Source organism: Microlunatus sp. M237 (assembly GCF_056896895.1).
Genome location: NZ_JBXHBL010000002.1, coordinates 771747 through 789455, shown reverse-complemented (window position 1 = coordinate 789455; position 17709 = coordinate 771747). Strand labels below are relative to the sequence as shown.

The window sequence follows — 17709 nt, the reverse complement described above, 5'->3', positions numbered from 1 at the left end:
GCTCGAGCGGAAAACCTAGCAGGGGCGACTCGCCGCGGACGGGGCGCGGCGGCGCCGATCGGCGTGGGAGGGTGCGGGGGATCAGGACGGCAGGGATACCGCGTCGTCGGTGATGACGGCCAGCCCGTCGGCGATCAGCGACGCCAGCGCCCGCTCGCGCTGCGCCGGGTCCGGCCAGGCCGCGGTCAGCTCGGCGCGTTGAACCGGGATGTCACTGGAGCGCAGCACGCCCAACAGGGCGCCCCGGCACTGGCGGTCAGTCCCCTCGTACGTCTGGCCGGTGCGCGGCGGGCCGGTCCAGCGCGGCGAGCCGGCCGCCACCCAGGCGCAATGGCGTCGTACGGGGCAGGCCGCACAGCGCGGAGACCGTGCTGTGCAGATCAGCGCGCCGAGCTCCATCGAGGCAACCGCCCAGCGGGCAGCACGGGCAGGGCGCGTCGGCAGGAACTCCTCGGCCACCGCGCGCTCCGCCCGGGTCGGGGTGGCCTCGGGGAACTCAACGCCGCTGGTGACCCGGGCGAGCACCCGGCGGACGTTGGTGTCCAGAACGACGTGACGCTGGCCGAAGGCGAAACTGGCGATCGCCGCCGCGGTGTAGTCGCCCACCCCCGGCAGGGCAAGCAGCGCGGCGTGCTCGTTCGGGACGTCACCGCCGTGCTGGTCGGTGATCGCCACCGCGGCGGCGTGCAGCCGCAGGGCGCGACGCGGATAGCCCAGCCGTCCCCAGGCCCGGACCGCTTCACCGGCCGGTGCGGCGGCCAGGGCGGCGGGCGTCGGCCAGCGATCGACCCAGGTCTGCCAGGGAACGAGCACCCGGGCGACCGGGGTCTGCTGCAACATGAACTCGCTGACCATCACCTCCCACGGTGTGGCCTCGGGGCGGCGCCAGGGCAGGTCGCGGGCCGATGCGTCGTACCAGCGCAGTATCGCGCTGACCACCGCCGTCCTCGTCATGGGCGTCACCGTACCGGGACGGGCCGGGGAGTCCGAACCGCCGGTTCAGTCGCGATCGGCGGGTCCGGCTGCGGTCGGCGCGGCGTGGCGGAAGGACGGTGGGGCGCCGGCTCCCTAGGCTCAGCCCATGACGACCGTGCTGCACCCGGTGGGGCCGGAGCCGCCCCAGAGGTACTGGCTGCGACGCGTCCTGGTGATCGTCGCCGTGGTCGCGGTGATCGCCGTCGTGACGGCGCTGATCGGCAACGCCCGGGGTGATGAGAAGGCCGTCCCGGCCGTGCCCACGCCGTCAGCGACCGACAGCGAGCAGACCGGCTCGCCGACCGCGGGGCCGACCGTCGACGCGACCAGCCCGGCCCCGACGCCGTCGGCTGAGTCAACATCGAGCTCCACCATCTCGACCGCCCCGACGCAGAAGTCTTCGACTCCGAATCCGTCGGCGACGTCCAGCTCGAAGCCGCCCTCGTCGAAGTCGAGCACCCCGTCGAAGTCCAAGCCGTCGAAGTCCAAGCAGCCCTCGAGCAAGCCCGCCGCCACACCGATGTGCAAGGCCACCGAGCTGCGGGCGACGCTTCGCGGCAAACAGAGCTTGCGTCCGCGCCAAGACAACACCTTCCGGCTGTCCTTGATCAACGGCGGGCCCAGCACCTGTCGGGTCGAGGTCAGCGCGAAGAACTTCGAGCTCAAGATCTATTCCGGCACCGACCGGATCTGGAGCACCAACGACTGCAGCCGGGCCGTGAAGCCGGTCACCAAGGTGTTGCCGAGCGAAGAAGCTGTCGAGTGGCAGCTGACCTGGAACGGACGCCGGTCGGCCAAGGACTGCAAGAACCGTCCAGAGATTCCCCGACCCGGCACCTACTACGCGACCTCGCAGCTCAAGGGCGCCAAGCCGGTTCAGCTGGCGATGACGCTGCGCCCCTGATCCCGGTCCGATCTGAGCGCGCTCAGTCCATCCGCTCCGTGTATGCCGACTCGGCCAGCCGGACCAGGCCGTCGCGGATGATCCGGGCCCGGCTCTCGCCGACTCCCTCCACCTGCTGCAGCTCGGCGCTGCTCGCGGCGAAGAGGGCCTGCAGGCTGCCGAAGTGCTCGATCAGTCGGACCCCGAACGCGTGCGGGAGTCGGTTGATCTGTGCCATCTGGCGATAGCCGCGGGTGGTGATGCGGCTGTCGAGATGCTCGCTGTGGGTGAAGCCCACCGCCCGGGCCACGGCCAGCGGCTCGAGCAGCTCGGTGGTGTTGAGGGTTTTCAGGCCGTCGAAACCGAAGGTGCGGGTGGGGTCGTCTGGTCGGTAGTCCTGCTCCAGCAGGTCCCGCAGCTCGTCGACGCCGCCGCGCAGCTCGTGCAGCTGCAAGGTCAGCAGCCGTCCGTCCGTGCCCAGCTCGACCACGTAGCCGCTCAGTTCCGCGTCAAGACGGCGCACCATCTCCAGCCGCTGGGCGACGAGGGCGAAGTCCTTGATCGTCACCTGGTCGGAGACCTCGAGTGAGGACAGCCGGGCGGTGACTTCCCACAGCCGTGCCTTGTAGCGCTCCAGCGTCTGCAGTGCCTGGTTGGCCCGCGACAGGATCGACTCGGAGTCCTCGATGACGTGGCGGTCATGGTCGATGTAGAGCGAGATGGTCGACATCGACGCCGACACCGACACCACCGGCAGCCCGGTCTGGCGTGCCACCCGGTCGGCGGTCCGGTGCCGGGTGCCGGTCTCGACCGTGTCGATGCTCGGGTCCGGCATCAGGTGCACGCCGGCGCGGACGATCCGGAAGCCGTTCGTGTCGATGATGATGGCGCCGTCCATCTTGGCCAGCTCGCGCAGCGCGGTCGGGCTGTACGGCACGTCCAAGACGAAGCCGCCGGTCGAGATCTGCTGCACGTCGCGGCTGTGCCCGAGCACCACCAGCGCGCCGGTCCGGCCGCGCAGAATCCGCTCGAACCCCTCGCGCAGCGGCGTCCCCGGGGCCATCGTCGCCAGGTGATCGAGCAGTCGACAGCGCGGGGCAGAGTCCAACGCCACGATGATTGTCCCGTCCCTCCGCGTCCGGCCCGCTGACTCCGCGGACCGCTGGCCGTCATCCTACGGGTTCGGCCCGGACCTGTCGGCTCCCGCACTGCGGCCACGGCGACGCCGGCCAGCATCGGCTGCTGGGATCAGGCCTCCTGGGAGTCTCCGCGGGGGAACGGAATGGTCTTCGCCTCCTGCTCGTCCCGGCCGGTGAGGTCCAGGCTGTGCAGCGCCTGCACCATCGTGAACGCCGCGTGCACCCGGATGCCGTACCGCATCGTGGTCAACCGGTCGGCCGCCTGGTTGGACTCGGCCGGGATGATCGCGTCGGTGAAGCCGAGCCGGGCCGCCTCCTGAAGCCGCCGGTCGGTGCCCGGCACCCGACGCAGCTCGCCGGCCAGGCCCACCTCGCCGATGGCCACCAGTCGGCTGGTGAGCCGCCGGTTCAACGCGGCCGAGGCCACGGCGATGGCGGCGGCCAGGTCGGCTGACGGATCGCCGACCTTGGCGCCGCCCACGGTGGAGACGTAGACGTCGCGGTTGTAGAGCCGCACCTTCGCGCGTCGTTCCAGCACGGCCAGGACCATGGCCAGCCGACCCGGGTCCACACCGTGCATGGTCCGCCGGGGCGACTGCAGGGCCGACGGTGCGACCAGGGCCTGCAGCTCGGCCAGCAGCGGCCGGCGGCCCTCCATGCTGACGGTGATGCAGGTGCCCGGCACCGGTTCGGAGTGCTGGGAGGTGAACAGTCCCGAGGGGTCGGTCACCTCGACGATGCCGTTCTCACCCATCTCGAAGCAGCCGACCTCATCGGCCGGCCCGAACCTGTTCTTGGTGGCCCGCACCATCCGGAAGCCCGAGTGCCGGTCGCCCTCGAACGCCAGCACGACGTCCACCAGGTGCTCCAGCAGTCGGGGGCCGGCGATCGCGCCGTCCTTGGTCACGTGGCCGACGATGATCACCGCCATCCCGCGTCGTTTCGCCACCCGGACCAGGGCGGCGGTCACCTCGCGCACCTGGGTGACGCCGCCGGGGGACCCGTCGGCCTCGGCGGTGCCGATGGTCTGTACCGAGTCCAGCACCAGCATCGACGGCGCCACCTCCTCGATGTGGCCCAGGATGGTGCCCAGGTCGGTCTCCGCCGCGAGATAGAGCTGGTCGGCCAGCGCGTCGGTCCGCCCGGCTCGCAGCCGCACCTGGGCCGCCGATTCCTCGCCGCTGACATACAGCGTGGTGCGACCCTCCTTCGCCCACCGGGCGGCGACCTCGAGCAGCAGGGTGGACTTGCCCACGCCGGGCTCGCCGGCCAGCAGCACCACCGCCCCGGGGACCAGCCCGTCGCCGAGGACGCGGTCCAGCTCGCCCACCCCGGTCAGGGTGCGGGAGGCTGCATCCGCGCTCACCTGGCTGATCGGCACCGCCTTGCTGAGCGGGACCGACGAACGGACCGACGCCAGCTTCGGGGCGCCGGCCTCGACCACGCTGCCCCAGGTCTGGCACTCGCCGCAGCGACCGACCCACCGCACGCTGGTCCAACCGCATTCGGTGCAGTGGTGGGAGGGTCGAGCCGTCGTCTTCGCCATGGAGCAAACCTAGAGCCGACCACCGACAGTTGTGTCGATCCGGCCGCGCGCCCTGCTTCGTGGCGCCCGGGACTGGGGTCGGTGGCCCTCAGCCGGCGCGGTGCGGCAGCGTGGCGGCCACCTCGAGCACCAGGCTGGTCGCCTCGGGTTCGCCCACAGTGATCCGGATGCCGTCCTCGGCCACCCCGGCCACATACGGACGCACCATCACCCCAGCGGCGGCGAAGGACTCGGCCCACGCGGCGGTCAGCTCTCCGGCCGGCAGCCAGGCGAAGTTGGCCTGGGTGTCGGGCAGCTCGAATCCGAGCCCGCGGAGCCCGTCGACCAGCCGGGTCCGCTCGGCCACCAGATCGGCGACCCGCTCCATCAGGACGGCCTCGGCGGCCAGCGAGGCCACCGCCGCGGCTTGCGCCACCGCGGACACCCCGAACGGCAGCGACACGGCTCGCACCGCCGAGGCGATGGTCTCCTCGGCGACGCAGAAGCCGACCCGGAAGCCCGCCAGCCCGTACGCCTTGGAGAAGGTCCGCAGCACCGCAACGTTGGGCCGACCGACCAGCAGCTCGAGACCGCGTGCCGCGGCCGGGTCGACGACGAACTCCACGTACGCCTCGTCCACCACCACAACAACGTTCTCGGGGACCCGATCAAGGAAGCTCAGCAGCGCCGCGTGCTCGATGGCGGGTCCGGTCGGGTTGTTCGGCGTGCACAGCAGCACCACCTTGGTCGCAGGGGTGATCGCCGCCGCCATGGCATCGAGATCGTGCACGGCGCCCGGTCCCAGCGGCACCGGGACCGGCACCGCGCCGCAGACCTGAACGGCGATCGGGTATGCCTCGAAGCTGCGCCAGGCGTAGACGACCTCGTCGCCGGGATCACACACCGCCTGCAGCAGGTGGTAGAGCACCGCGACCGATCCGGTACCGAAGGCCAGTTGCTCGGGTGCGACGCCGAAGCGCTCGGCGACGGCCGCGGTCATCGCCGCGTTGCCCATGTCGGGATAACGGTTCATCTGCGCGCAGGCGATCTCGGCCGCCTCCATGACGCCGGGCAGCGGCGGGTACGGGTTCTCATTGCTGGACAGCTTGAACGACGCGCCCCCCGGTCCTATCGGCGCGGGTCTGCCGGCCCGATAGACGGGCAACGAGGCGATCGCGGGACGGATCTGGACGGGCATGGCCCCAGTCTCTCACCGGCCGGCAGGGGCGCTGCTGACCGGTCGCGCCGCCCAGCCGGAGCGGACCTCAGTATCGCCGCCACCACAGGTCGACCGCATAGTCGATCTCCAACCGCCCACTCCGCCACGCCTCGGCAGCGAAGTCGGTGGCCAGTGTGGAGTTGAACTCGATCTGCAGGCAGGCTGCGAGATCGGCGAACCGCTCGAACCGCCAGCTGATATCCAGCTGTTCGCGGTGCCAGCCTGCCGCGGACCAGAACGCTGCCACCACCTCCGGGTCGAGCGCCGGGTACGCGGTGCGGAACCACCGGCCGAAGGTCGAGCGGGAGGCGTCGTTGTCGATCACGAACGCAGTGCCACCGGGCGCCATCACCCGGTCCAGCTCCCGCAGCCCAGGCTCCGAGCCGGGACCGAAGAAGTAGGCCCACCGGGCCTGCATCACGTCGACGCTGCGATCCGGCAACGGGACCTGCTGGGCCGTGCCCACCATCACCGTCACGTTCGCCAGTCGGCGTACCCGCTCCCGGGCCAGGGCGGCCAGCCGGCGATGCGGCTCCACCCCGACCACCGACCGGGCCGCCGACCAGCGGGGGAGATGGAAGCCGGTGCCACAGCCGAGATCCAGGAAGCGCCGCCCCTCCCAGGGAGCCAACGCGGCCATCGCCGCCTCGATCCGGTGCTCGGGGTCGACACTGCGGTTCTCCAGCTCGTACACCTCGGTGTGCTGCCAGATGTTCGGCGCCGGGATGGCGCCCGCCACCACGCCCAGGTCACCCACGCTCAGCTCACTCGCACCGGTGGGTCCGAGCGGACCGGGGGGAGACGCGTTCAGATGCGAACCTCGCCGCGCGGGGTGCTGAAGTTGACGGCGACCAGACCGGGCTGGCCGTTGGGCGCGATCCATTCGATCTCGACATCGTGCAGGATCTTGTCGGCCTCGCCGCCCAGCCAGTCGTCGACGCGCTCGGGATAGCCGGCGATCTCGAGCTTGCGCAGCTCGATCTCCTTGCCACCGACCGAGGGGTGCTCCTTGGGGTCGCTGAGCCACTTGATGAAGAACGGCAGCTGTGGGTCCGACTGCAGCCCTTTCACCCCGATCTGGCGCCACTCGAGCATCCCGCCGCCGGGCAGATGGCGGTTGCCGGGCACGGCTTCTCGACCGAGCCGCTCCTCGACCGGAGCGAGGTCATCGACGGCCACCACCCAGCCGAGCCATCCGCCGCCCATCGCCGAGCGAGCGCGGACGGCTTGGCCGAAGGGGGCCTTGTCGGCGGCAGGGTGGTCGAGCACCTCGACCACCTCCAGATACTGGCCGTCAGCCAGCGGCAGGATCTGGTTGCGGGTGCCGAATCGGGGGTGGAACCCCCCGTCATGGAACTGCGCGCCGAGCAGCTCAGCCAGGCGTTCCGTCGTCCCGGTCAGGCCTTCGGGTCCAGCGGCGAACGAGAGGTGATCCAGATGCATGTCTTTCATTCTGCATGTGCACAACGCAGCAGAAGTCAGGGGTGACGGGGCAGGGTGCCCCATCACGCTGTGCTATGGCGTGTCGTTTCGCTGTTTGGGCGGGCTGGACACGGGGTATCAGGCCGGGTCGGCGGCGTGTCGCATCGCGCGGCCCGGCCGGTCCTCGAAGGTGCGGCACATCTCGGCCAGGATCGCGTACGCCGCCGGACCCATCAGAGCCACCAGCTCGGGGCGGTTCTCCTGATAGACCGGGCGGACGCCGTGATGCGCCTCGGTGTTGGCGGTGCAGTACCAGTCGAGGTCGTGACCGCCGGGTCCCCAGCCGTCGCGGCCGTACTCGCCGATGCTGACCTCGGTGTACGTCGTGTCGTCGGTGCGGGTGACGGTGCGGAACTGACGGCGGATGGGCAGCTGCCAACACACGTCCGGCTTGGTCTCCAAGAAGTCGCGGCCCTGGCTGAGGGCCAACGAGTGCAGTGCGCAACCTTCGCCACCGACGAAGCCCGGCCGGTTGAGGAAGATGCAGGCGCCGTCGACGACGCGGGTCTTGCGGGCCGGCTTCTCACCCTCGGCCACCGTCTCCGGTCCTTCGAGCTCGACCCACCCCCCGACCTTGGCGTCCTTCTTGTGTTGCCATTGCGCCGACGTGAGCTGCTTGACCGCCTTGCGGACCCGCTTCTCGTCGTCGGCGTCGGCGAAGTGGGCTCCCAACGTGCAGCAACCGTCGTCGGGCCGGTCGGCGTAGATGCCCTGGCAGCCCTGGCCGAAGATGCAGGACCATCGTGAGGTCAGCCAGGTGAGGTCACAGCGGAAGATCTGGTCGGCGTCGGCGGGGTCGGTGAACTCCACGAAGGCGCGGGGAAAGGGCAGCGAGACTTCGGGCACGGCCCCACTGTACGGGCCGGCGGCCGGGCAATCATGGCGACGGTCGTGGGCCACGGACTACGCTGGACGGTGTGCCTGACCAGTCTGTTGACCACCCTGTGCGCGCCGCGGACGGGCGCCTGATCAAGGTGCCGCGCGCCAAAGTGTCGCTGTCGACCTCCTCGGTCTATCCGGAGACGACCTCCAGCGCCTTCGAGCTGGCCCGACGGCTGGGCTACGACGGGGTGGAGCTGATGGTCGGCATCGACCCCGTTGCGGCCGACATCGACGCCGTGGAGAAGCTGCGCGACTACCACGGCATCCCGGTGGTGGCGGTGCACGCGCCGTGCCTGCTGATCACCCAACGGGTGTGGGGCACGGACCTGTGGGCCAAGTTGGACCGGTCGGCGGAGGCGGCGCAGCGACTCGGCGCCGACGTGGTGGTCGTCCACCCGCCGTTCCGCTGGCAGCGCGAGTACGCCCGGGGGTTCATCGAGGGAATCAAGCGGCTGACCGAGAGCACCGGCATCACCTTCTGCGTCGAGAACATGTATCCGTGGCGCACCCCGGGCGGCGAGCTCAAGGCGTACCTGCCCGGCTGGGACCCGACCGAGCGGGATTACGCCGACCTCACCCTCGACCTCTCGCACGCCTCCACCTCCGGCCAGCAGTCGCTCGACCTGGCCCGCTCCTGGGGCGACCGGCTGCGGCACGTGCACCTCACCGACGGCACCGGTTCGATCAAGGACGAGCACCTGGTGCCCGGCCGCGGCGACCAGCAGGCCGACAAGGTGTTGGAGTATCTGGCCGAGACCGACTATGCGGGTCACGTCGTGCTCGAGCTCAACTCGCGCAAGTCGGCCACCCGGGCCCAGCGGGAGGCGGATCTGGCCGAGTCGCTCGCCTTCGCCCGGCTGCACCTGGCGGCGCCGGTGGTGCCCTCCTACGCAGTCGATGGTGGCGGGGTCGCCAACCGGCTCTGAGGAGACGTTAGAGTCACTCTGAGACCGGCGCTGCAGGATCTTCGCCCACGGCCGGTACGACGAGGAGGTCCGATGCTCCGCCGAACCCTGCTGGGTGTCTCCCGCAGCGACACGATCAAGAAGCTGGTGACGAGCATGCCGGTCACCAGCGACGTTGTCGCCCGCTTCGTGGCCGGAGAGTCGGCCGACGGCGCCGTCGCTACCACCCGCCGGCTGGCCGGCGCCGGGCTGACCGCGACCATCGACCACCTCGGCGAGGACACCCGCGACCAGAGCCAGGCCGACCGGGTGGCCTACGCGTACGTGGACCTGCTGGCGAGGCTGCGCGACGCCGGTCTGACCAGGTCGGCGGAGGTCTCGGTCAAGCTGTCGGCGCTGGGTCAGCTGCTGCCCGGCGACGGGGAGAAGATCGCGTTGGAGAACGCCCAGATGATCTGTGGGGCGGCGCGCAACGCCGGCACCACCGTCACCCTCGACATGGAGGACCACACCACCACCGACTCCACCTTGGCGGTGCTGGCCGAGCTGCGCCAGGACTTCCCCGGCACCGGCGCCGTGCTGCAGGCCTACCTGCACCGCACCGAGGCTGACTGCCGCGATCTCGACACCGCCGGCTCGCGGGTCCGGTTGTGCAAGGGCGCGTACGCCGAGCCGGAGAGCGTGGCCTTCACCGACCCCGCGGAGGTGGACAAGTCCTATGTCCGGTGCCTGAAGATCCTGATGGCCGGCAAGGGCTACCCGATGGTGGCCACCCACGACCCGCGGCTGGTCGAGATCGCTCAAGCCCTCGCCCGCGGCGCCGAGCGAGCTCCGCACAGCTACGAGTTCCAGATGCTCTACGGCATCCGGCCGACCGAGCAGCAGCGGCTGGCCAACCTCGGTCATCAGGTTCGGGTCTACGTCCCCTACGGCACCGACTGGTACGGCTATCTCGTCCGGCGGTTGGCTGAGCGGCCGGCCAACCTGACCTTCTTCGCCCGCAGCCTGGTGTCCAAGGACTGATCGGCGCGTCACAGCCAGCTGACGTGCGGAGCCACCAGCGCATACCCGACGAAGGCGACCACGTCGAGCAGCGTGTGCGCGACCACCAGCGGACCGACCCGCCGCCAGCGGAGATAGATCAGGCCGAAGACCACTCCCATGATCAGGTTTCCGACGAACCCGCCGAAGCCCTGATAGAGGTGGTACGAGCCACGGATCACGGCACTGGTGAGCAAGATCGTTATCGGTCGCCAGCCGAGCTGCGACAACCGGGTGAAGAGATAGCCGATCATGATCACCTCCTCCAGGACGGCGTTCTGCGCCGCGGACGCGATCAGCACCGGCACTGTCCACCAGGCACCGCCCAGCCCTGACGCCTGCACCTCGGTGTTCAGCCCCAGCTCGCGCGCACCGAGATAGAGCGCCAGACCCGGGATGCCGATGGCGGCGGCGATGGCGAGACCGAAGGCGGCGTCGAAGCCCGGCCGGCGCAGGTCGAAACCGATGGCCTGACCCGGCCTGGGGTACGTGCGCCCGAGCAGATAGAGCGCCAGCACCACCGGGACGAGAGCGAAGGCGATGTTGGTTAGCTGGTAGATGAGGTCCAGCCACGGCCGGTCGGGTGTGGTGGACGGGTTCAGGGTCGACGTCTGCTGGTTCAGCGGCACGTCGCGAGTCAGCCGCTCCACGATCCGCAGCACCGAGTAGACCGCCGACTGACCGAGCGAGAGGGCCAGCACCACCACCACCTCCCAGCCCAGCCGTCGATCGTCGAGCGTCGCAGTCGGGGAGGAAGGGGTTGCCACCAGACCATCTTGGCCCGACCTGGCAGCGCCCGCCCGCCGGTCAGCGATTTCCCGGAGACGGAGACGATTGCCCCCGCTCACGGCGGCGGCCGTAGGCTGTCGCCATGCGTGTTGGGATATTCGGAGCCACCGGTCAGGTGGGCGGCGTAATGCGGACCCTGTTGCAGGAGCGGAACTTCCCGGCGACCGAGGTGCGGTTCTTCGCGTCCGCGCGTTCAGCCGGCAAGGAGCTCGTCTGGCAGGACGGCACGATCACGGTCGAGGACACCGACACCGCCGACTTCTCCGGGCTCGACCTGGCCTTGTTCTCCAACGGCAAGACGGCCTCGCTCTCGACGGCGCCGCGGGTCGCCGCGGCCGGTGCCGTGGTGATCGACAACTCCTCCGCGTGGCGGATGGACCCCGAGGTGCCGCTGGTCGTCTCCGAGGTCAACCCCGGCGACGCCCTGAACCCGCCCAAGGGCATCATCGCCAACCCGAACTGCACCACCATGGCCGCGATGCCGGTGCTGGCCCCGCTGCACCAGGCCGCCGGCCTGGTCCGGCTGCAGATCGCCACCTACCAAGCGGTCTCCGGCTCCGGCGGTGCCGGGGTCACCGAGCTCGACCATCAGATCCGGGCCGCCGCCGACCAGGCCGCCGGCCTGGCGTTCGACGGCCGTGCCGTCGAGTTCCCGGCGCCGAACAAGTACGCCAAGACGATCGCCTACAACGTGCTGCCGCTGGCCGGCTCGATCGTCGATGACGGCTCGAGCGAGACCGACGAGGAGCAGAAGCTCCGCAACGAGTCCCGCAAGATCTTGCACCTGCCGGACCTGCTGGTCGCCGGCACCTGCGTACGCGTGCCCGTCTTCACCGGCCACTCGATGGCGGTCCATGCCGAGTTCGCACGCGACCTCAGCCCCGAACAGGCCACCGCTCTGCTGGCAGCCGCCCCAGGGGTCGAACTGATGGACGTGCCCACCCCGCTGGATGCGGCCGGGCGCGACCCGAGCTATGTCGGTCGGATCCGGGCCGACCAGTCGGCACCGGCCGGCAAAGGACTGGTCCTGTTCATCTCCAACGACAACCTGCGCAAGGGCGCTGCGCTGAACGCGGTGCAGATCGCAGAGATCGTCAGCGAGCAGCTCGTCCGCGGACGGGCCTGAGGCGCTGTGACTGACACGGCAGGCACCCTGGCCATCCTCGGCGCCGGGGTGATGGGGGAGACCGTCCTGTCGGGTCTGCTCCGGGCTGGTTGGTCGCCCGACAGGATCGTCGCCACCGACCGCCGACCGGAGCGCCAGGCCGAGCTGCACAGTCGATACGGGATCACCATGATCGACAGCAACGCCGCCGCGGCCGACGCCGACACCGTCGTGCTGGTGGTCAAGCCCCAGGACATGCCCGACCTGCTCACCGAGGTGGCCGGCGGCTTGCGTCCGGGCGCGTTGGTGGTCTCGCTGGCCGCCGGGGTGGAGACAGCCCTGATCGAGGACCTGTTGCCAGCCGGCACCCCGGTCGTCCGGGTGATGCCGAACACGCCCGCTCAGGTGGCCGAGGGGATGGCCGCGATCTCGGCCGGAGCGCATGCCACCGGGCAGCACCTGGACCGGGTGACGGCGATCCTGTCCGCCACCGGGCGGGTGGTCACCGTGCCCGAGCGCTATCTGGACGCCGTCACGGCCATCTCCGGGTCCGGCCCGGCGTACTTGTTCTTCGTCGTCGAGGCCATGATCGAAGCCGGGGTGCACCTCGGTCTGCCGCGCGACATCAGCACCGAGCTCGTGGTGCAAACCATGCTGGGCTCCGCCACGCTGCTGCGAGAGACCGGCGAGCACCCGACGGTGCTGCGTGAACGCGTCACCTCACCCGGTGGCACGACCGCGGCGGCCATCCGGGAGCTTGAGGACCACAAGGTCCGGGCCGCCTTCATGACCGCCATGGAGGCAGCGCGCAACCGCAGCCGCGACCTGGCCGCCGCCGCTCGCCAAGAGACCGAGGGCGCGGGGGGCGCTGACCGATCTGACGGCACGGGGCGCGCTGGGTCATCGGACACCGCATGACCGCGCGGCTGGTGCTCTCCGACGTCCTGACCAAATATGACTTCGGACCTGACCATCCGATGGCGCCCGGGCGCGTCCGCAACACCATCTCGCTGTCCCGCTCACTGGGGGTGCTGGACCGGCTGGAGATCGTGCCGCCCGCCCCGATCGACCCCGAGCTGATCCGCTCGGTCCACGACGACGCCTACATCGACGCGGTCACCCGCGGTCTGCCCGACCAGCGCTTCGGCCTGGGCACAGCGGACAACCCCGTCTTCGAATCGATGCACGAGATCTCCGCCTGGGTCTGCATGGCCACCGTCGAGGCCGCCCGGTCGGTCTGGTCCGGTGAGGTGCGGCGGGCGAGCAACGTGGCCGGCGGCATGCATCACGCCATGCCGGGCTTCGCCAGCGGCTTCTGCATCTACAACGACGTCGGGGTGGCCATCTCGTGGCTGCTGGCGGCGGGCTGCGAGCGCGTGGCGTACGTCGACGTGGACGTGCACCACGGCGACGGCGTGCAGGCCATGTTCTACGACGACCCGCGGGTGCTGACCGTGAGCCTGCACGAGACCCCAGCCTCGCTGTTCCCGGGCACCGGGTTCCCGACCGAGATCGGCGGCCCCCAGGCCCGCGGGTCTGCGGTCAACGTGGCACTGCCCACCGGCACCGCGGACCGGGACTGGCTGCGCGCCTTCCACGCCGTGGTGCCCGACGTCCTGCGCGCCTTCCAACCGCAGGTGCTGATCACCCAACACGGCTGCGACTCACACCGCCACGATCCGATCGCCAACCTGGACCTCACGGTCGACGGACAGCGTGCCTCCTATCTGGCCCTGGCCGATCTCGCCGACGAGCTGTGCGAGGGCCGATGGGTGTCGGTGGGTGGGGGCGGCTACGCCGTGGTGCAGGTGGTGCCGCGCGCCTGGACGCACCTGCTCGCCATCACCGGCGGTTCTCCGCTCGACCCGGCGACCCCCACCCCGCAGACGTGGCGCGACGAGGTCGGCGAGCAGTGTGCGCCCACCTCGATGACCGACCACGGCGACGTGGACTACACCCCGTTCAGCGCCGGGGTGGACCCGGCCAGCCGGCTCGACCAGGCCGTCCTTGCTACCCGACGGGCTGTCTATCCGGACCTGGGTCTCGATCCGGACCTCTGACGGTCCGATTTCGGCGCAGAAGTGCCAGGCCCGGAGAAGCACTAGTCAACTATCCACGCGGCGTGTCGCGAGTCGTTCTGCCCCGTGCCCTTTCCCAAAGGCATCACTTGCCACTACTCTCACAGCAGTGCTCGCAGACGTCGGAGGGGAAGCCAACGCTGACGGGTACGGAAATGGTGTGCAGATGAACGAGTCGAACCCCGGGGACGTTGCCCCCATCGCGGGCAACCTGTCCGGAGTCAAGTTCTTGACCGTGGCCGAGGTCGCGGCCATCATGCGCGTGTCCAAGATGAGCGTCTACCGTCTGATCCATGCCGGCGAACTGGAAGCCGTCCGCTTCGGCCGCAGCTTCCGGGTCCCGGAGAGCGCCGTCGACTCGTACCTGCGCGGCTCCTACTACGAGACCGGTTAGCCGAGGCCCGGCGCCGGTGCGGTGCACCGACGCCGGTTGGCGGAGCTAGTCCGAGGTCCTGATTAGCTCGCGGGATCCGCGAACCGATTCAGCTCGCGGGATCCGCGAAGAACAACACGAACGACCGAGCCCCCGGCCACAGCGCATGCTGCGGCAGCACGTCGATGCCGCACGCCCGCGAGCCCACCCCGTGCACCGCGTCGTCCACGAACAGGTAGGTCCGGTCGCTGACCGGCAGCTGATACGGGTGGGCTGCCTGGTCCAGCTCCTGCGGCGTGTGCCTGGTCAAGGTGAACCCTGGCCGGTGCCCCTGGGAATTCGGCAGGGTGGATACCCGCAACCGGACGCGGTCGCCGTCGGAGACGTCCAGCGAACGTAGCTCCGCTCGGTGACCGGTCTCCTGCGGCCGTGAGTAGGCCACATTGAGCTCGTCCACGGCTGCGGAGAACAGCCCGACCCGGGCGGCGACCGCGGTGTCGGGATAGGACTCCAACGGCCCGGTGCCGAACCAGTCGGCCCGGGCCAGCTCCTTGGGCAGGTCCAGCCGGACCCCGACGCGGGGCCAGGTGCAGTCCCAGTCGGGGGTGGGCACCACATCGACGACCAGCATCACCGTCGACGGCTCCACCGGGTCGATGCTCCAGCGGTACGCCACGTCGACGCTGCGGCCGCTGTTGGCTGCGCTGACCCGTACCCGGCTGACCACGGCCGTCGCCGAGGTGGTCACCTCGAGGACTCGGTGGACCAGCCGGTCCAGTCCCCGCTCCCGCCACCGGGACTCCGACGACGGTCCGGGAGCGCCGTCGCCACCGGTGGACTCCGGGCTGCCGAGCTCGTAGGAGCCCCGGCTGCTGCTGCGGTCGTTGTCGGTCGGTCCCCGCCACAGCTCCAGCCGTGGACCGGCGACCGGCAGCCCGTGGATCGAGCGCAGCTCACCGGTTCGCGCGTCGAACTCGGCCGGGCCGAGAACCAGCGGTCCGGGGCTCGCCGGCTCGCTCGGCGTGGGGCGGGCGAACGGCGGCCGGGTCCGGTTGGGCTGAGTCAGATCCCGCTGCCGCCAGGCGACCACATGACCGGCCGCGGCCCAGGGCGTATCGGTGGCCAGCTCGACGCGTACGGTCAGCCAGGTCTCGCCGGTGATCCGGTCACTCAGCAGTGACGGCGGCAGCTCGACCGAGCTGACCCCGCCCGGGGCGGTGACCGGCACCTCGAGCTCAACCGTCTCGACTGGAACGCCGTCCAGCTCGGCCACCGCGACGAACCGCAGGCCGCTGGTGTCGAGGCTGTGGTAGCGGTTGCGAACCAGCAGGGTGTCGCCGGCGAACTCCAGCTTCACCGGGGCCGAGACGGCCGCGAACTCAGCCAGTCCGGGGGTGGGGCTGTCGTCGGGCAGCACCATGCCGTCCATCACGAAGTTGCCGTCGTGCACCACCTCGCCGAAGTCACCGCCGTAGCCGTAGTAGGGCGTGCCGTCGTCGGAGGTGGCCAGCAGGCCGTGGTCGCGCCACTCCCAGACGAAGCCCCCGTGCAGTCGCGGGTATTGCTCGGCCAGGTCGTCGTACTCGGTCAGGGCGCCGGGGCCGTTGCCCATCGCGTGGGCGTACTCGCACATCAGGAACGGCTTGGACCGGACGCGGCGCGCCTCGGCCGGGCCGCACGCGAGCAGTTCGCCGGTCTCGCCGCCGATGGCGGCCAGCTCGATCAGGTTCGGATACATCCTCGAGTACACGTCGGTGTAGGAGCCGGTGTAGTCGCCCTCGTAGTGCACCGGTCGGCCGGTGTCACGGCGGTGCACCCACTGGGCCATCTGCGCCAGGTTGACGCCGGTGCCGGCCTCGTTGCCGAGCGACCAGATCACCACGCTCGGATGGTTCTTGTCCCGCTCGACGGTCCGCTCGATCCGGTCCAGGTATGCCTGCTGCCAGCGTGGGTCGTCGCTCGGGTTGCCCACCCAGCCCACATAGCCGAACCCGTGGGTCTCCAGGTCGCACTCGTCGATCACCCAGAAGCCCAGCTCGTCGCACAGGTCGAGCACCCGGGGATGCGGCGGATAGTGGCTGGTCCGGATGGCATTGACGTTGTGCCGCTTCATCATCACCATGTCGGCGCGGGCGTGCTCCTCGTCGAACATCCGACCGCGCACCGGGTGCGTCTCGTGCCGGTTCATGCCGCGGAAGGTGACCGGAGTGCCGTTGACCAGGAAGCGGTCGCCGACGATCTGCACGGACCGGAAGCCGACGCGGAGGTTGACCACCTCGCCGGTGGAGGTGACGGTGACGTCGTAGAGGCGCGGTGCCTCGGCGCTCCACGGCTCGACCTCGCCCACGGAGAAACCGGCGACCTCGTCGTCTGGGCCCTCGAACGTACGACTGACGCCGAGTTCGGGCACCGCGATGGTGATCGGGTACGCCGCCGGGCCGGCCATCAGCTCCGGGCTGAGGTGCCCGCTGCCGTCGGTGTGGTCGTATTCGGTGCTCAGCCACACGTCGTCGACCGCGCCCGCCGGCCGGCCGAGCAGGGTGACGTCGCGGAAGATGCCGGGCAGCCACCACTGGTCCTGGTCTTCGAGATAGCTCATCGAGGACCACTGGTGAACCCGGACCAGCACGGTGTTCTCCCCGGGCTGTAGCAGCTCGGTGACATCGAACTCGCTGGCAAGCCGCGAGCCCTTGCCCACCCCGACTTCGGTGCCGTTGAGCCAGACCCGGAAGACCGACTCCACCCCGTCGAAGCGGAGCAGGATCCGCTCCACCTCCCAGTCCGGCAGGGTGAAGGTGCGCCGATGGTCACCGGTGGGGTTCTCGTCCGGCACGAACGGGGGGTCGATCGGGAACGGGTACTGCACGTTGGTGTACGCCGGCCGCCCGTAGCGGCCGTCACCCTCGAGCACCCAGTGCGACGGAACCGGGAGGACATCCCAGTCGGAGTCGTCGTAGGCCGGGTCGACCGGGGCGTCGTCGGCGAGCCGGGCGGCCGGCAGCAGCCGGAACCGCCACTCCCCGTTGAGGCTCAACCGGGGAGCATCGGAGTGCAGCCAGGACCTGGCCGGGCTGCGCCGTCCCGATCCGGGGGAGTAGTCCTCGAGATAACCGAGATCGCTCTGGCTGCCTGTGAGGTCGGGGAGGGTGCCGGTGGACTGGGAGGTCATGGGAAAGTTCAGCCTTTCGCGGGCCCGTCCAGGGCCGCATCGCCACGTGGTCTGATCGGGACCATCATGGCAGCCACCTGCGCTCGGCGACTCAGCCCGGTCCGATCAGCTGGTTGACCGCCGTGGCCGGTCTGCGACGCGACC

The 17709-nt window shown here is 70.5% G+C and carries 17 protein-coding genes; 7 read left to right on the top strand and 10 right to left on the bottom strand.

Annotated elements, in window-relative coordinates; translation table 11 throughout:
* Window positions 1–81 precede the first annotated feature (81 nt).
* On the bottom strand, window positions 82–954 hold the full coding sequence (locus AC1XX3_RS09980; RefSeq protein WP_483320933.1) for an HhH-GPD family protein: 873 nt from the start codon (window positions 952–954) through the stop codon (window positions 82–84).
* 120 nt (window positions 955–1074) lie between these two features.
* Window positions 1075–1509: a hypothetical protein gene (locus tag AC1XX3_RS09975; RefSeq protein WP_483320932.1), complete on the bottom strand. Its 435-nt coding sequence runs from the start codon at window positions 1507–1509 to the stop codon at window positions 1075–1077.
* Between AC1XX3_RS09975 and AC1XX3_RS09970 the strand changes: the two genes are divergently transcribed.
* Entirely contained in the window at window positions 1496–1879 is a 384-nt protein-coding gene (locus AC1XX3_RS09970) for a hypothetical protein (protein WP_483320931.1), read from the top strand. The genes AC1XX3_RS09975 and AC1XX3_RS09970 overlap by 14 nt on opposite strands.
* 22 nt (window positions 1880–1901) lie before the next feature.
* Here AC1XX3_RS09970 and disA read toward each other — a convergent pair whose 3' ends face one another.
* From disA to AC1XX3_RS09940, 6 genes are all read right to left on the bottom strand, one after another.
* Entirely contained in the window at window positions 1902–2972 is a 1071-nt protein-coding gene (gene disA / locus AC1XX3_RS09965; RefSeq protein ID WP_483320930.1) for a DNA integrity scanning diadenylate cyclase DisA, read from the bottom strand.
* 134 nt (window positions 2973–3106) lie between these two features.
* Window positions 3107–4543, bottom strand: coding sequence for a DNA repair protein RadA (gene radA, locus AC1XX3_RS09960; RefSeq protein ID WP_483320929.1), 1437 nt, complete (start codon window positions 4541–4543; stop codon window positions 3107–3109).
* Window positions 4544–4631: 88 nt separating this feature from the next.
* Window positions 4632–5720: a histidinol-phosphate transaminase gene (hisC, locus tag AC1XX3_RS09955; protein ID WP_483320928.1), complete on the bottom strand. Its 1089-nt coding sequence runs from the start codon at window positions 5718–5720 to the stop codon at window positions 4632–4634.
* A 67-nt stretch (window positions 5721–5787) separates the two neighbouring features.
* Complete coding sequence (locus AC1XX3_RS09950; RefSeq protein ID WP_483320927.1) at window positions 5788–6498, bottom strand: class I SAM-dependent methyltransferase; 711 nt, start codon at window positions 6496–6498, stop codon at window positions 5788–5790.
* 50 nt (window positions 6499–6548) lie between these two features.
* Complete coding sequence (locus AC1XX3_RS09945; RefSeq protein ID WP_483320926.1) at window positions 6549–7184, bottom strand: VOC family protein; 636 nt, start codon at window positions 7182–7184, stop codon at window positions 6549–6551.
* A 117-nt stretch (window positions 7185–7301) separates the two neighbouring features.
* Window positions 7302–8069, bottom strand: a complete 768-nt coding sequence (locus AC1XX3_RS09940; RefSeq protein WP_483320925.1) for a DUF3109 family protein — start codon at window positions 8067–8069, stop codon at window positions 7302–7304.
* 128 nt (window positions 8070–8197) lie between these two features.
* Here AC1XX3_RS09940 and AC1XX3_RS09935 point away from each other — a divergent pair, with 128 nt between their 5' ends.
* Both AC1XX3_RS09935 and AC1XX3_RS09930 read left to right on the top strand, forming a co-directional pair.
* Entirely contained in the window at window positions 8198–9031 is an 834-nt protein-coding gene (locus tag AC1XX3_RS09935; RefSeq protein ID WP_483321181.1) for a sugar phosphate isomerase/epimerase family protein, read from the top strand.
* A 72-nt stretch (window positions 9032–9103) separates the two neighbouring features.
* Window positions 9104–10033 carry a proline dehydrogenase family protein gene (locus AC1XX3_RS09930; protein ID WP_483320924.1) on the top strand — a complete coding sequence of 310 codons (930 nt, stop codon included), beginning with the start codon at window positions 9104–9106 and terminating at the stop codon, window positions 10031–10033.
* 8 nt (window positions 10034–10041) lie between these two features.
* Here the strand turns inward: AC1XX3_RS09930 and AC1XX3_RS09925 are convergent, their stop codons facing one another.
* Entirely contained in the window at window positions 10042–10818 is a 777-nt protein-coding gene (locus tag AC1XX3_RS09925) for a CPBP family intramembrane glutamic endopeptidase (RefSeq protein ID WP_483320923.1), read from the bottom strand.
* A 104-nt stretch (window positions 10819–10922) separates the two neighbouring features.
* On the opposite strand from AC1XX3_RS09925, the gene AC1XX3_RS09920 reads away from it, so the two are divergent.
* From AC1XX3_RS09920 to AC1XX3_RS09905, 4 genes are all read left to right on the top strand, one after another.
* A complete protein-coding gene (locus AC1XX3_RS09920) occupies window positions 10923–11966 on the top strand; it encodes an aspartate-semialdehyde dehydrogenase (protein WP_483320922.1) in 1044 nt (347 codons plus the stop codon).
* A gap of 6 nt (window positions 11967–11972) precedes the next feature.
* Window positions 11973–12863, top strand: a complete 891-nt coding sequence (proC, locus tag AC1XX3_RS09915) for a pyrroline-5-carboxylate reductase (RefSeq protein ID WP_483320921.1) — start codon at window positions 11973–11975, stop codon at window positions 12861–12863.
* The gene (locus AC1XX3_RS09910; protein WP_483320920.1) at window positions 12860–14005 is read left to right on the top strand and encodes an acetoin utilization protein AcuC; all 1146 of its coding nucleotides are present in this window, start codon (window positions 12860–12862) and stop codon (window positions 14003–14005) included. Before proC ends, AC1XX3_RS09910 begins: the two co-directional genes overlap by 4 nt.
* Window positions 14006–14189: 184 nt before the next feature.
* On the top strand, window positions 14190–14417 hold the full coding sequence (locus AC1XX3_RS09905; protein ID WP_483320919.1) for a helix-turn-helix domain-containing protein: 228 nt from the start codon (window positions 14190–14192) through the stop codon (window positions 14415–14417).
* A gap of 88 nt (window positions 14418–14505) precedes the next feature.
* Here AC1XX3_RS09905 and AC1XX3_RS09900 read toward each other — a convergent pair whose 3' ends face one another.
* On the bottom strand, window positions 14506–17565 hold the full coding sequence (locus AC1XX3_RS09900) for a glycoside hydrolase family 2 TIM barrel-domain containing protein (protein WP_483320918.1): 3060 nt from the start codon (window positions 17563–17565) through the stop codon (window positions 14506–14508).
* Between the last annotated feature and the right edge of the window lie 144 nt (window positions 17566–17709).

Coding starts and splice junctions, on each gene's coding strand:
- AC1XX3_RS09980 (WP_483320933.1), bottom strand. CDS start 954: ATGACGAGGACGGCGGTGGTCAGCGCGATACTGCGCTGGTACGACGCA.
- AC1XX3_RS09970 (WP_483320931.1), top strand. CDS start 1,496: ATGTGCAAGGCCACCGAGCTGCGGGCGACGCTTCGCGGCAAACAGAGC.
- radA (WP_483320929.1), bottom strand. CDS start 4,543: ATGGCGAAGACGACGGCTCGACCCTCCCACCACTGCACCGAATGCGGT.
- hisC (WP_483320928.1), bottom strand. CDS start 5,720: ATGCCCGTCCAGATCCGTCCCGCGATCGCCTCGTTGCCCGTCTATCGG.
- AC1XX3_RS09945 (WP_483320926.1), bottom strand. CDS start 7,184: ATGCATCTGGATCACCTCTCGTTCGCCGCTGGACCCGAAGGCCTGACC.
- AC1XX3_RS09930 (WP_483320924.1), top strand. CDS start 9,104: ATGCTCCGCCGAACCCTGCTGGGTGTCTCCCGCAGCGACACGATCAAG.
- AC1XX3_RS09920 (WP_483320922.1), top strand. CDS start 10,923: ATGCGTGTTGGGATATTCGGAGCCACCGGTCAGGTGGGCGGCGTAATG.
- AC1XX3_RS09910 (WP_483320920.1), top strand. CDS start 12,860: ATGACCGCGCGGCTGGTGCTCTCCGACGTCCTGACCAAATATGACTTC.
- AC1XX3_RS09905 (WP_483320919.1), top strand. CDS start 14,190: ATGAACGAGTCGAACCCCGGGGACGTTGCCCCCATCGCGGGCAACCTG.
- AC1XX3_RS09900 (WP_483320918.1), bottom strand. CDS start 17,565: ATGACCTCCCAGTCCACCGGCACCCTCCCCGACCTCACAGGCAGCCAG.